The sequence below is a fragment of the Pseudomonas sp. ES1 genome (genome assembly GCF_050586605.1).
Classification (GTDB): Bacteria; Pseudomonadota; Gammaproteobacteria; order Pseudomonadales; family Pseudomonadaceae; genus Aquipseudomonas; species Aquipseudomonas sichuanensis.
Map to the genome: position 1 here is coordinate 1 of NZ_JBOBDM010000097.1, position 13,469 is coordinate 13,469.

Here is a 13,469-nt window from a genome sequence, read left to right on the forward strand (position 1 = left end):
GCTATGGTGCAGACACAAGAAGGGTTGCAGATCAATCGGAGGTACAGGCTTTGCCCCTCGAACTGTCCATCCAGCAGGCCCGCCGCCTGGCGCTGTCCGCCCAAGGCTTCGGCAAGCCCCCCGATACCCCGGCGACGCTGGCCAGCCTCAATCGCACCTTCCAGCGCCTGGGTGTGGTGCAGATCGACTCGGTCAACGCCCTGGTCCGTTCCCACTACCTGCCGTTGTTCTCGCGCCTGGGCGATTACCCACAGGCATCGCTCGACCAACTCGCCTGGGGCACGCGTCGCCAGCGCCGGCTGTTCGAATATTGGGGCCATGAAGCCTCGCTGCTGCCGCTTGCGCTGTACCCGCTGATGCGCTGGCGCATGGCCCAGGCCCGTGCAGGCCAGGGCATCTACCGGCAGCTCGCGGCCTTTGGCCGTGATCGTCCCGAGGTGATTGCGCGCGTACTGGCGGCGGTGGCCGAGCGCGGCGCACTGGGCGCAGGCAGCCTGTCGACCCGCGAGGAACGCGCCGGCCCCTGGTGGGACTGGAGCGAAGAGAAACACGCATTGGAATGGCTGTTCGCCGCAGGCGAGGTGACGGTGGCCGGGCGCCGCGGTTTCGAGCGCCTGTATGACCTGCCCGAACGGGTGCTGCCTGCGACCATTCTCGACCATCCGGTGCCCAGCGAGGCCGAAGCCCATCAGGGCCTGATGCTGCATGCCGCCAAGGCGCTCGGCGTGGCCACCGAACAGGACCTGCGCGATTATTTTCGCCTGTCACCCCAGCACAGCAAGGCAGCCCTGGCTGAATTGCTGGCAGACGGGCGCTTGCAAGCCTGTTCGGTTCAGGGCTGCAAGCAACCCGCCTATCTGGTGGACACGCCGCGCATCCCCCGGCGCATCCACACCAGCGCCTTGCTGTCGCCGTTCGATTCGCTGGTCTGGGAGCGCAGCCGCACCGAGCGGTTGTTCGACTTCCGCTACCGGCTGGAAATCTACACCCCGGCGCACAAGCGGGTGTACGGCTATTACGTGCTGCCTTTCCTGCACCGCGAGCGCATTGCCGCGCGCCTGGACCTGCGTGCCGAGCGCGCCCATGGGCGGTTGGCGGTGCACGCGGTGCATGAAGAAGAGCGAGGGTTGGACGAAGAGGGCTACCAGGCGCTGGCCATCGAGTTGCGGCGCCTGGCCGCTTGGTTGGGGCTTGAGCGGGTACAGCTCAACTGCCCTCGCGTCGAGGGCAGCCGGCTGCGTCAGGCATTGCTCAGCGGCGTACCTGCTTGAGGGTTTCGGCGATCAGGAAGGCCAGCTCAAGGGACTGGTCGGCGTTCATGCGCGGGTCGCAATGGGTGTGGTAGCGATCGGACAGGGCGTCTTCGGTGATCGGCCGGGCGCCGCCGATGCATTCGGTGACGTTCTGCCCGGTCATCTCGATATGGATGCCGCCGGCATGGCTGCCCTCGGCCTGGTGCACCTGGAAGAACTGCTTGACCTCGTCGAGGATCTGCGCGAAGTCGCGGGTCTTGTAGCCGCTGCTCGCCTTGATGGTATTGCCGTGCATCGGGTCCGAGCTCCACAGCACCTTGCGCCCTTCGCGCTCGACGGTACGGATCAGCCCCGGCAGGTGCGCGCCGACCTTGCCGGCGCCCATGCGCACGATCAGGTTGAGACGGCCCGGGTCGTTGTCCGGGTTGAGCACGTCGATCAGGCGAATCAGCTCTTCGGGGTCCATGCTCGGCCCGACTTTCACCCCGATCGGGTTGTGCACACCGCGCAGGAACTCGACATGGGCGCCGTCCAGCTGGCGGGTGCGGTCGCCGATCCACAGCATGTGCGCCGAGCAGTCGTAGTAGTCGCCGGTCAGGCTGTCGCGGCGCACGAAGGCTTCTTCATAGTTGAGCAGCAGCGCTTCGTGGGCGGTGAAGAAGCTGGTTTCGCGCAGCTGTGGCGCGGTATCCAGGCCGCAGGCACGCATGAACGCCAGGGTTTCGTCGATGCGGTTGGCCAGTTGGTGGTACTTGTCGGCCAGCGCCGAGTTGGCGATGAAGTCCAGGTTCCACTTATGCACCTGGTGCAGGTCGGCGAAGCCACCCTGGGCGAAGGCGCGCAGCAGGTTGAGGCTGGCCGTGGCCTGGTGGTAGGCCTGCAGCAGGCGCTCGGGGTCGGGCACGCGGCTGGCGGCGTCGAAGCCGATGCCGTTGACGATATCGCCGCGGTAGGCGGGCAGGGTGACGTTGCCGATGGTTTCATCGTTGGCCGAGCGCGGCTTGGCGAACTGGCCGGCCATGCGCCCGACCTTGACCACCGGGCAGCCGGCGGCGAAGGTCATGACGATGGCCATCTGCAGCAGCACCTTGAAGGTGTCGCGGATCTTCGCCGCCGAGAACTCGGCGAAGCTTTCGGCACAGTCGCCGCCCTGGAGCAGGAATGCCCGGCCCTCGGTGACCTCGGCGAACTGCCGGCGCAGTTCACGGGCCTCGCCGGCGAACACCAGCGGCGGATAGCTGGCCAGCGTCTGCTCCACCTTCAGCAGGTGGGCGGCGTCCGGGTAGACGGGTTGCTGCTGGATCGGCAGGGCGCGCCAGCTGTCAGGGCTCCAGGGTTGGGTCATCACGGGCTCTATCTAATAAGTGTCGGTTCAGGCGTAGCTGCCATGGTACAGCCGCCGACGTGCTTGTTGCACCACCGGCATTGGCGGACAATGCGCGTTTTGCGCAGGCGGTGGTGGGATGGCGACGGAGCGGGAAGAGCGGCTGCTGGCACGGGTGGAGGACGCCTTTGGCGTCATCAGCGTGTACGAGGTGGAGGACTACCGCTTCCTCGAGTTCGGCGACGCCATCGAGCAGAGCTGCACCTTCACCGCCGACCCCAGCTGGCTGGAGTACGACTACACCCGCGCCATGCTGGTCGGCGCGCTGTGCCATGAACAGCCCGAGAGTGCGTTGTTCCTCGGCCTCGGCGCCGGCACCCTGACGCAAGCGTGCCTCAAGTACCTGCCGCTGGACGATGTCGAGGCCATCGAGCTGCGCCCCGACGTGCCGCGCCTGGCCATGGAGTTCATGGGCCTGGACGATGACCCGCGGTTGTATGTGCGGGTGGGGGATGCCATCGAGCTGCTGCCGACAGCGGAAAAGGCCGACCTGGTCTTTGTCGACCTGTACACCGACCATGGTCCCGGTGTTGGCCACCTGGCCTGGGCGTTCCTGGAAAACTGCCAGAAGCAGCTCAACCCAGGTGGCTGGCTGGTGATCAACCAGTGGGCCAGCGATGACGGCAGGCCACTGGGTGCCGCCTTGCTACGCGGGCTGTACCACCGGCATTACTGGGAGCTGCCGGTGAAGGAGGGCAACGTGATCCTGCTGGTGCCCGCCGATCTGGATCAGCAGCTGGACATCGACAGCCTGCGCGCCCGGGCCGAGGCGCTGGCGCCTCGCTTGGGCTACTCGCTGGAATACCTGATCAAGGCGGTGCGTCCGGCGACCTGAAAACCGCGTCGGCTTCTTCGCGGGTAAACCCGCTCCCACAGGGGCTGTGGAGTTCCGAGCCAGTGCTGACCTGTGGGAGCGGGTTTACCCGCGAAGGGGCCGACACGGATGTAAAAGGGAATCGATTCAGCCCACCCGGTTCGATGGCCCGATACTGGCCTTTCCTTCAGAAATATTTCTCACGGTTCTCACCGAATTCGTATATAGTACGCGCCGGTCTTTTAGCGGGCCGCAAATCAGGTGGTGCAAATCCTCCGAACCCAGCTTCGGCTGCGCGTCCGCTAGTCGGACTTTCCCAAGACGTTCCCATTTTCAATCGTTTTCGCAAATCCCCGCCGCCAAAGCTGCCTGGGTGACCGTTTGGTCTTTCAAGGCATGTGCAGCTTTGGAGCATGGGTCTTTGCGGATGCACCTAGAGGCAGACCCATGACCCAGGAAACCGGCGGATTCGCCGCTCTCGAACTCAATCCGAATATTGTTGCTGCCGTCGTGGCCACCGGCTACGAAGAGCCGTCGGCCATTCAGCAACAGTCGATCCCGATCATCCTCGCCGGTCACGACATGATCGGCCAGGCGCAGACTGGCACCGGCAAGACCGCTGCCTTCGCCCTGCCGATCCTCAACAAGATCGACGTGAGCAAGCGCGAACCGCAAGCCCTGATCCTGGCGCCAACCCGTGAGTTGGCGCTGCAAGTTGCTACCGCTTTCGAAACCTACGCCAAGCAGATGCCGGGCGTTAACGTGGTGGCTGTTTACGGTGGTGCCCCGATGGGCCCACAACTGCGTGCCATCCGTAACGGCGCGCAAATCGTCGTCGCTACCCCTGGCCGTCTGTGCGACCACCTGCGTCGCGACGAGAAAGTCCTGTCCACCGTGCAGTACCTGGTACTGGACGAAGCGGACGAGATGCTCAAGCTCGGCTTCATGGACGACCTCGAAGTGATCTTCGACGCCATCCCGGCCTCGCGCCAGACCGTGCTGTTCTCCGCCACCCTGCCGTCTTCGATCCGTTCGATCGCCGAGCGCCATCTGCGCGAGCCGAAGCACGTCAAGATCCAGAGCAAGACCCAGACCGTCACCGCGATCGACCAGGCCCACCTGATGGTCCATGCCGACCAGAAGATCCCGGCTGTTCTGCGCCTGCTGGAAGTGGAAGAGTTCGACGCGCTGATCGCCTTCGTGCGTACCAAGCAAGCCACCCTGGACCTGGCCGCCGCGCTGGAAGCCAAGGGTTACAAGGCTGCCGCACTGAACGGTGACATCGCCCAGAACCAGCGTGAGCGCGTGATCGACTCGCTCAAGGATGGCCGCCTGGACATCGTCGTCGCCACCGACGTCGCTGCCCGTGGTCTGGACGTACCGCGCATCACTCACGTGTTCAACGTTGACATGCCGTACGACCCGGAGTCCTACGTGCACCGTATCGGCCGTACTGGCCGTGCCGGTCGCGAAGGCCGTGCGCTGCTGCTGGTCACCCCGCGTGAGCGCCGCATGCTGCAGGTTATCGAGCGTGTTACCGGCCAGAAAGTCGCCGAAGCCCGCCTGCCTAACCCGCAAGCCGTGCTCGATGCGCGCATCAAGAAGCTGACCAAGAGCCTGGCGCCGCTGGTGGCCGAGTCCGAGGCCAGCCACGGCGAGTTGTTCGACCGCCTGACCGCCGACCTGGGTTGCAGCGCGCGTGCACTGGCTTCGGCCCTGCTGCGCAAGGCCACCAATGGCCAAGCCCTGGACCTGGCTTCGGTGGAGCGCGAGCAGCCGCTGGTGCCGACCCACAGCCCGCGCGAGCGCAGCACCGGTGAGCGTGCCGAACGTGGTGAGCGTAGCGAGCGCAGTGGTGACCGCGAGCGTCGTGCGCCGATGCCGCTGGCCGAAGGCCGCGTGCGTTGCCGTACCGCCCTGGGTGCCCGTGACGGTATCGCCGCCAAGAACCTGCTGGGCGCGATCCTCAATGAAGGTGGCCTGGCGCGTGACGCCATCGGCCGCATCCAGGTACGCGACAGCTTCAGCCTGGTCGAGCTGCCGGAAGATGGCCTGGAGCGTCTGCTGACCAAGCTCAAGGACACCCGCGTAGCCGGTAAGCAGCTGAAGCTGCGCCGCTACCGCGAGGATTGATCCTGGCGCTGCAATGAAAAAATCCCCGGCCTAGGTCGGGGATTTTTTTTGCCTGCACCGACCTCTTCGCGGGTAAACCCGCTCCCACAGGTATTGCGCCGGATTTCAACTTGGCGCTGTACCTGTGGGAGCGGGTTTACCCGCGAAGAGGCCCTTCAGTCGAACCGATAGATATCCATCCCCAGCGCCCCCAGGGTGAAGCCCTGGTGCACGATGCCGAATTGCCTACCAGCGCCCATGGCGAAGTACAGCGGCAACAGATGCTCATCGCTGGGGTGGTTGCGCACTGCGTGAGGCGCCTGCCGACGATAGTCCACCAGTGCATCCTGGTCTCCCGCCTTCAGCCGCTCCACCACCCAGTCGCGAAACGCCAGGGCCCAAGGCTCGACTGCATCCGGCCCGGCATGCCAGTCGAGCTCGCCGAGGTTGTGGGTAATGCTGCCCGAGCCGACCAGCAGGATGCCTTCCTCGCGCAGTGCCGACAGTGCCTGGCCGACCTTCAGTTGCAGGGCGGGGCCAGCCTGGCTCGGCAGCGATACCTGGATCACCGGGATATCCGCCGCCGGGTACATCAGCGACAGCGGCACCCAGGTGCCATGATCGAAGGGGCGTTTGTCGTCCAGCCTGGCGCCCAACAGATCGGCCACTCGGCGAGCCAGCGCCGGCTCGCCCGGTGCCGGATACTGCACGGCATACAGGGCCGGCGGGAAGCCGTGAAAGTCATGCCAGGTGTGTGGCTGGGGGTTGCCCGTCACCAGCAGCTCGCGGCTTTCCCAGTGGGCCGACACCACCACGATCGCCTTCGGGCGGGGCAGGGCGCGGGCCAGGGCGGCCAGGGCCGGGCCGCTGGCGCCAGGTTGCAGGGCGAGCATGGGCGATCCGTGAGAGATGAACAGGCTGGGCAGCATGGCGAGGTCCTGGCAGGTAAGATGCTGTCATCTTCGGTCAGGAAACGATCGAGATCCAATATAAGTTTTTACGGCTAAATATCGAAAAACCGGGAGGAATCATGGAGCCAGCGTTCTGGCACAAGCGGTGGGCGGACAACCAGATCGGCTTTCACCAGCTCCAGGTGAACCCGTACCTGCAGGCGCACTGGCCGGCGTTGGGCCTGGCCGCTGGGGCTCAGGTGCTGGTGCCCTTGTGTGGCAAGAGCCTGGACCTGCCGTGGCTGGCTGCGCAGGGCTATCGGGTGCTTGGCGTCGAGCTGTCGCGGCGGGCGGTGGAAGACTTCTTTGTCGAGCACGGGCTGGTGGCCGAGGTTTCCCAGCGGGGCGCTTTCGAGGTGTGGCGCTGTGGCGAGATCGAGCTGTGGTGCGGGGATATCTTCGCGTTGAAGGCCGAGGATGTGGCCGGCTGCACCGGGCTTTACGACCGGGCGGCGCTGATTGCCCTGCCGCCCCGGATGCGCGAGCGCTACATGGCGCTGCTGGATGATTTGCCAGCCATCGGCAAGGGCTTGCTGGTGACGCTGGACTACGACCAGTCGTTGATTGACGGGCCGCCGTTTTCGGTGGGGGATGGCGAGGTACGTCAGGGGTTTGCGGGTTGGCAGGTGATGGAAACCGAGCAGGTGCAGATTCTTGCTGACAGCCCGAAGTTTCAGAGCGCTGGCGTACCGAGCCTGGTGGAGCGGGTCTACCGGATAGCCCGTTGACTGCGACGGTGGCTTCTCCGGCCCCATCGCCGGCAAGCCGGCTCCCACAGGGTAAGCGCATGGCTTGGGCTGATGCGTTCGCAGTGGGAGCCGGCTTGCCGGCGATGAGGCCGGTACGGCCACCATGCAGGAATAAAAAAGGGCGACCGAAGTCGCCCTTTTCGCTGAGGCCCTGGATCAGCCGCGGCGGCGCAGTGCGTCGATGCGGTCTTCCAGTGGCGGGTGGCTCATCAGCAGGCCGGCCAGGCCGTGCTTGAGGCCGCCGTTGATGCCGAAGGCCTTCATGGTGTCGGGCATGTGCACCGGCAGGCCCTGTTCGCTGCGCAGGCGCTGCAGGGCGCCGATCATCGCGCCGGTACCGGCCAGGTGGGCGCCGGCTTCGTCGGCGCGGAACTCGCGGCGGCGCGAGTACCACATGACGATGATGCTGGCGAGAATGCCCAGCACCAGCTCGGCGACGATGGTCGCCACGAAGTAGGCGATACCGTGGCCTTCTTCGTTCTTGAAGATCACCCGGTCGACGAAGTTGCCGATGATGCGGGCGAAGAACATCACGAAGGTGTTCACCACGCCTTGCACCAGCGCCATGGTAACCATGTCGCCATTGGCCACGTGGCCGATTTCGTGGGCCAGTACCGCACGCACTTCATCGGGCGAGAAGCGCTCGAGCAGGCCTTGGGATACCGCGACCAGCGCGTCGTTGCGGTTCCAGCCGGTGGCGAAGGCGTTGGCCTCGTAGGCCGGGAAGATACCCACTTCGGGCATCTTGATGCCGGCTTCGCGGGACAGCTCCTCGACGGTCTGCAGCAGCCACTGTTCGTGGCGGGTGCGCGGCTGGCTGATGATCTGGGTGCCGGTGCTCATTTTCGCCATCCACTTGGAGATGAACAGCGAGACCAGCGAACCTGCGAAACCGAACACGGCGCAGAAGACCAGCAACTGGCCCAGGTTGAGGTCAACCCCGTTGGCGGCCATGAACCCGTTGAAGCCGAACAGGCTCAGGGTAATGCTTGCAACCAGCACCACCGCGAGGTTGGTGGCTACAAACAACAGAATGCGCATCATGGTTGTCACGTTCTCCTGACGGATAAAATTGTTGCGTACTGCGGGGGTATATAAGGGGGAGGCCTGGCGGTTTCAACCGGTCGACTATTTCAAACTGTGTACGCGGGGAGTATGGCAGAGGATGCCGGAGAGGCTGTGGGAGAGAGCGTTGCAGGATGTAAGGGGATTCTTTGGGTGATCGGCTTGGGAGTTGGGCTGGTTTTGAGATCGAGCGCCGCCCGCGCGGCGCATCGCTGGCAAGCCAGCTCCCACATCTGTTTCGGGCTAATTATGCCTGTATGGGTACCGCTGCCCGCCTTGGCGCATGTCTCAAGTCGGGCGAGACGCCAGTGGTGCCCACCTCAATATCGAGTCGATCCAACAAGGCGGACAGTGAAGATCTTGCAGGAGTGACTGGCCCGAAACAAATGTGGGAGCTGGCTTGCCAGCGATGCGCCGCGCGGGCGGCGCTCGATCTCAGCGCCACCACAGCAATCAAGCCGAACTTACTGGGAGTAAGTGCGCAGGAAGTTACCAATCCGGCCGATCGCCTGCTCCAGGTCATCCACCCGTGGCAGGGTGACGACGCGGAAGTGGTCCGGCCACGGCCAGTTGAACGCCGTGCCCTGGACGATCAGCAGCTTCTCCGACAGCAGCAGGTCGAGGGCGAATTTCTCGTCGTTGAAGATCGGGCACACCTTGGGGTCGATACGCGGGAACGCGTACAGCGCGCCCATGGGCTTGACGCAGCTCACGCCGGGGATGTCGTTGAGCAGTTCGTAGGTACGGTTGCGCTGCTCCAGCAGGCGGCCAGGCGGCAGTACCAGGTCGTTGATGCTCTGGTAGCCGCCCAGGGCGGTCTGGATGGCGTGCTGGGCCGGCACGTTGGCGCACAGGCGCATGTTGGCCAGCATGTCGATGCCTTCGATGTAGCTCAGGGCATGTTGCTTGGGGCCCGAGATGATCAGCCAGCCGGAACGGAAACCTGCCACGCGGTACGACTTGGACAGACCGTTGAAGGTCAGGCACAGCAGGTCCGGCGCCAGCGACGCAGTGCTGATGTGCACGGCTTCGTCGTAGAGGATCTTGTCGTAGATTTCGTCGGAGAACACCACCAGGTTGTGCTGGCGCGCCAGCTCCAGCATGCCCAGCAGCAGCTCCTTGGAGTACACCGCGCCGGTGGGGTTGTTCGGGTTGATGATCACCAGGGCCTTGGTGTTCGGGGTGATCTTGGCCTTGATGTCTTCGAGGTCAGGGAACCAGTCGGCCTGCTCGTCGCACAGGTAATGCACCGGCTTGCCGCCGGCCAGGCTCACCGCGGCGGTCCACAGCGGGTAGTCGGGGGCCGGGATCAGCACTTCGTCGCCGTTGTTGAGCAGTGCTTGCATCGACATCACGATCAGCTCGGACACGCCGTTGCCCAGGTAGATGTCCTCGATGGTGACGCCTTCGATTTCCTTCTGCTGGCAGTACTGCATCACCGCTTTGCGCGCGCTGAACAGGCCTTTGGAATCGCTGTAGCCCTGAGCGGTGGGCAGGTTGCGGATCACGTCCTGGAGAATTTCGTCCGGCGCCTCGAAGCCAAACGGCGCCGGGTTGCCGATGTTCAGCTTGAGGATGCGGTGGCCTTCCTCTTCCAGACGTTTGGCGTGCTTGAGCACCGGGCCGCGAATGTCGTAGCAGACATTGGCGAGCTTGTTCGATTTGCTGAACTGCATGATGGGATCCTGGTTGGACAAGGCGCGGCGCGCCGCCGGTGAAAGGTTTGAAAAGGGCGAGGCGCATGCCAGACTGGCTGGCTTGGAAAGCCAACTAATATACGTTCCACCCGCGCCATAAATAAAGACGGTGCGAGGTGAAATTCAGCCTGCCGAGGTCCCTTCATGCAAAAGATCGACAAGACACTGGACGAGTGGCGCGCCATGCTCGACCCCGCCCAGTACCAGGTGTGCCGCCTGAAAGGCACCGAGCGGCCGTTCAGCGGCAAGTACAACAGCGAACGGCGCGACGGTATCTACCACTGCATCTGCTGCGACCTGGCGCTGTTCGACGCGAAGGCCAAGTTCGACTCCGGTTGCGGCTGGCCGAGCTTTTACCAGCCAATCGAAGAGGCCGCGATGATCGAGATCCGCGACACCTCCCACGGCATGATCCGCACCGAAGTCACCTGTGCGCAATGCGACGCCCACCTGGGCCACGTGTTCCCCGACGGCCCGCCACCGACCGGCCTGCGCTATTGCATCAACTCGGTGTGCCTGGACCTCAAACCCCGCGATTGAAGGAGCAAACGCATGGCCGATGCATTGCTGGACATCCCCTGCGTCACCCTCGGTGGCGAGCAGAAAGTGCTGGGCGATTTCGCCGGCAGGGCGCTGCTGGTGGTCAACACCGCCAGCCAGTGCGGTTTTACCCCGCAGTACAAGGGCCTGGAGCGCCTGTGGCAGGACTACCGCGAGCAAGGGCTGGTGGTACTGGGCTTCCCCTGCAACCAGTTCGGCAAGCAGGAACCGGGTGATGCCCGCGAGATCGCGCAGTTCTGCGAGGTCAATTTCGGCGTGAGCTTCCCGCTGTTTCGCAAGGTCGAGGTCAACGGCCCCGGCGCCCACCCGCTGTTCGTCGCGCTCAAGCAGCGTGCCCCGGGCCTGTTGGGCTCGCAGAAGATCAAGTGGAACTTCACCAAGTTCTTGCTCGACCCGGCCACCGGCAAGGTCATCCGCTACGCGCCGACCACCAAGCCCCAGGCCCTGGAGGCCGACATCGAGCGTTTGCTCAAGCGCTGAGTGGCACCCAATGATCGATCAGCGCCAGTAACTCTTCGCGGCGGAACGGCTTGGCCAGGTAGTCGTTCATGCCGGCGGCGCGGCAGCGCTCGCGCTCCTCGGGCATGGCGTTGGCGGTCAGGGCGACGATGGGCAGTTCCGGCCAGCGTCCGCTCTGGCGGATGCGCCGGCTGGCTTCGTAGCCGTCCATCACCGGCATGTTGCAGTCCATCAGCACCAGGTCGAAGGTTTCCTGCTCCAGAAACTCCAGGGCTTCGGCGCCCTGGGCGGCGACCTGCACCTGGCAGCCGAGCTTGCCCAACAAGCCTTTGGCCACCAACTGGTTCACCGGGTTGTCCTCGACCAGCAGGATGTGCGCCCGACGTTCCTGTGCCAGCGACACCTCGTGGGGCAGAGGGGCGTTGGCCTCGCCTTGCAGGGTGCGGCGCAGGGTGTGGTAGAGGGCGTTGCGCGCCAGGGGGCGGGCCAGTTGCTGCAGGGGCGCCAGTTGCGTGGCCTGCTCGCTGGGCAGGAAGCTGCCGTAGGCGGTCACCAGCAGGATCGGCGCCTGGATGTTTGGACGCAGCGCCAGTAACGGGTCCAGGTCATCGGTGATCAGCAGGTCGACGCCCCCGTTGAGTTCGCTGGCCGCGTCGATCCGCACATAGTCCAGCCCCCAGCCCGGCAGCAGCCCCTGCAGCAGCTCGGCCAGGCCGCTGCCGGCATGGGTCAGTGCCGCCACGCGCCCGGCCAGCGGCGCCGGCGGGATCGCCTCGGTGTGGGCGGGCAGCGGCAGGTCGGCGCTGAAGCGGCTGCCAAAGCCGGTTTCGGACTGGATGTGCAGGCGGCCCTGCATGGCTTTGCACAGGTTGTGGGTCAGGGTCAGGCCCAGGCCGGTCCCGCCGTACTGGCGGGTGATGCCCGCGCCAGCCTGGGTGAAGGGCTGGAAGATGCGCGCCTGGGCCTCCTCGGGGATGCCGATGCCGGTGTCGCTGACCTCCAGGCGCACGCCGCCGACGATGCACGACAGGCGCAGGTCGACGCGCCCGAAGCGGGTGAACTTGAGCGCGTTGGACAGCAGGTTGCTGACGATCTGCCTGACCCGGGTGGGGTCGCCGAGCACGCTGCTGGGGAAGTTCGCGCTGATCAGGCAGGTCAGCTCGACGCTGGCCGCGGCGTTCTGCGACAGCAGGTTGGCGGTGTCTTCGAGCATTGCCCCCAGGTCGAAGGGGATGCGTTCGAGCTCCAGCTGGCCGGCGTCGAACTTGGACAGGTCGAGAATGTCGTTGAGCAGTTCCACCAGCACCTTGCCCGAGTCGTGGGCGATTGACAGCTGCTGGCGTTGCTCGCCGGCCAGGGGGCTGTCCAGGGCCAGGGCGATCATGCCGAGCATGCCGTTGAGCGGTGTGCGGATCTCGTGGCTCATGTTGGCCAAAAAGGCGGCCCGCGCCTGGGCCATGCCCAGGGCACGCTGACGCGCTTCGTCGAGCTCCTGGTTGGACTGGCTCAGGCGGTTGTTGCTGGCTTTGAGCTCGTTGGTGCGGGCCGAGACGATGTCTTCCAGTTCGTTGAGGTATTGCGTCAGGCGGTTCTCGGCGTTGCGCCGCTGCTGGATCTCGGTGGCCATGCTGACGAACTGCTGGTTGGCGACCTTGACCAGCACGCCGATCTCGTCGTTTTCATGGCCCTTGGGGCAGTCCACCCGGGTTTGCCGCGGCGTGCGCGCATCGCCACCGCTCAAGGCGCTGATCACCGTGACCAGCGGTTTGGTCAGCATCAGGTAGAACAGCGCCAGAAGGATGCCGGTGAGCACCAGGCTGCGGGCGAAACCGTTGAGCAGGGTAACCCCGGCGCGGTCGAGAAAGCGCCCGCCGAAGGCAAAGGTGTCGACGTCCAGGTACAGGGTGCCCAGGTACTCGCCGGGCATGTGCGCCAGGTACAGGCGGTCCTGGAACTGGCGCTGCTCGCCGAACAGGAAGTCCGATAGCGGTCGGTAGCGGCTTTCCAGCCTGGGGCGCTCGGTGTCGGCCAGTACCGTGTCGTTGTTGTCGATCAGGCGGGCGCGCAGCAGCGCCGGAGATTTGAGCAGGCCGCCGGTAAGTTCCTGGGCCAGCTCGGTGTCGATGTTGTAGGCAATCCGTGAGGCGGTGTCGTGGCTGATCTTCAGCAGCGCCTGAATTTCACGGTTGATGGACGCGTCTTCGCTGGCATAATCGATGCCGATCTGGATGAGACTGAGCAATGTTCCCAGGATGAAGCCGACCAGGACTGTCAACCGGGCTTGCTTGTATGACAGGCGATTGGTGAACTTGATATCCATGGGTCCCAAGCCGGTGATGTGCTCCGTGCGCTGCGCAAGCATAGCCGATCAGCCCTGGCTGCTGGCGGGTCTGTCTGTTCATTTCAGTTGATCGTCGATTGAGGG

Annotated in this window: 10 protein-coding genes and 1 pseudogene; 6 read left to right on the forward strand and 5 right to left on the reverse strand. The window is 64.9% G+C overall.

Annotated features, from left to right (window positions below):
* Window positions 1-50: 50 nt before the first annotated feature.
* Window positions 51-1,271 carry a winged helix-turn-helix domain-containing protein gene (locus tag ACQ4N9_RS25495; RefSeq protein ID WP_390967741.1) on the forward strand — a complete coding sequence of 407 codons (1,221 nt, stop codon included), beginning with the start codon at window positions 51-53 and terminating at the stop codon, window positions 1,269-1,271.
* Here the strand turns inward: ACQ4N9_RS25495 and ACQ4N9_RS25500 are convergent.
* Window positions 1,252-2,598, reverse strand: coding sequence for a class II 3-deoxy-7-phosphoheptulonate synthase (locus tag ACQ4N9_RS25500; protein WP_110996494.1), 1,347 nt, complete (start codon window positions 2,596-2,598; stop codon window positions 1,252-1,254). The two genes, ACQ4N9_RS25495 and ACQ4N9_RS25500, sit on opposite strands and share 20 nt — an antisense overlap.
* Before the next feature lie 118 nt (window positions 2,599-2,716).
* Between ACQ4N9_RS25500 and ACQ4N9_RS25505 the strand changes: the two genes are divergently transcribed.
* Together ACQ4N9_RS25505 and ACQ4N9_RS25510 are read left to right on the forward strand one after the other, a co-directional pair.
* Window positions 2,717-3,472, forward strand: coding sequence for a spermidine synthase (locus tag ACQ4N9_RS25505; protein ID WP_390967742.1), 756 nt, complete (start codon window positions 2,717-2,719; stop codon window positions 3,470-3,472).
* Window positions 3,473-3,864: 392 nt separating this feature from the next.
* A pseudogene (locus tag ACQ4N9_RS25510) lies at window positions 3,865-5,584 on the forward strand (DEAD/DEAH box helicase).
* A 155-nt stretch (window positions 5,585-5,739) separates the two neighbouring features.
* On the opposite strand, the gene ACQ4N9_RS25515 reads toward ACQ4N9_RS25510, so the two are convergent.
* A complete protein-coding gene (locus ACQ4N9_RS25515; RefSeq protein ID WP_390967743.1) occupies window positions 5,740-6,492 on the reverse strand; it encodes a DODA-type extradiol aromatic ring-opening family dioxygenase in 753 nt (250 codons plus the stop codon).
* A gap of 101 nt (window positions 6,493-6,593) precedes the next feature.
* On the opposite strand from ACQ4N9_RS25515, the gene ACQ4N9_RS25520 reads away from it, so the two are divergent.
* Entirely contained in the window at window positions 6,594-7,241 is a 648-nt protein-coding gene (locus ACQ4N9_RS25520; protein WP_390967744.1) for a thiopurine S-methyltransferase, read from the forward strand.
* 177 nt (window positions 7,242-7,418) lie between these two features.
* On the opposite strand, the gene htpX is transcribed toward ACQ4N9_RS25520, so the two are convergent.
* Together htpX and ACQ4N9_RS25530 are read right to left on the reverse strand one after the other, a co-directional pair.
* Entirely contained in the window at window positions 7,419-8,306 is an 888-nt protein-coding gene (gene htpX / locus ACQ4N9_RS25525) for a protease HtpX (protein WP_125463197.1), read from the reverse strand.
* A 485-nt stretch (window positions 8,307-8,791) separates the two neighbouring features.
* Entirely contained in the window at window positions 8,792-10,003 is a 1,212-nt protein-coding gene (locus ACQ4N9_RS25530; protein ID WP_347149161.1) for a pyridoxal phosphate-dependent aminotransferase, read from the reverse strand.
* Window positions 10,004-10,168: 165 nt separating this feature from the next.
* On the opposite strand from ACQ4N9_RS25530, the gene msrB reads away from it, so the two are divergent.
* On the forward strand, window positions 10,169-10,564 hold the full coding sequence (gene msrB, locus ACQ4N9_RS25535; RefSeq protein ID WP_110996440.1) for a peptide-methionine (R)-S-oxide reductase MsrB: 396 nt from the start codon (window positions 10,169-10,171) through the stop codon (window positions 10,562-10,564).
* A gap of 12 nt (window positions 10,565-10,576) precedes the next feature.
* Window positions 10,577-11,065 carry a glutathione peroxidase gene (locus ACQ4N9_RS25540; RefSeq protein ID WP_390967745.1) on the forward strand — a complete coding sequence of 163 codons (489 nt, stop codon included), beginning with the start codon at window positions 10,577-10,579 and terminating at the stop codon, window positions 11,063-11,065.
* Here the strand turns inward: ACQ4N9_RS25540 and ACQ4N9_RS25545 are convergent.
* Window positions 11,055-13,406: a hybrid sensor histidine kinase/response regulator gene (locus tag ACQ4N9_RS25545; RefSeq protein WP_390967746.1), complete on the reverse strand. Its 2,352-nt coding sequence runs from the start codon at window positions 13,404-13,406 to the stop codon at window positions 11,055-11,057. The two genes, ACQ4N9_RS25540 and ACQ4N9_RS25545, sit on opposite strands and share 11 nt — an antisense overlap.
* Window positions 13,407-13,469 lie beyond the last annotated feature (63 nt).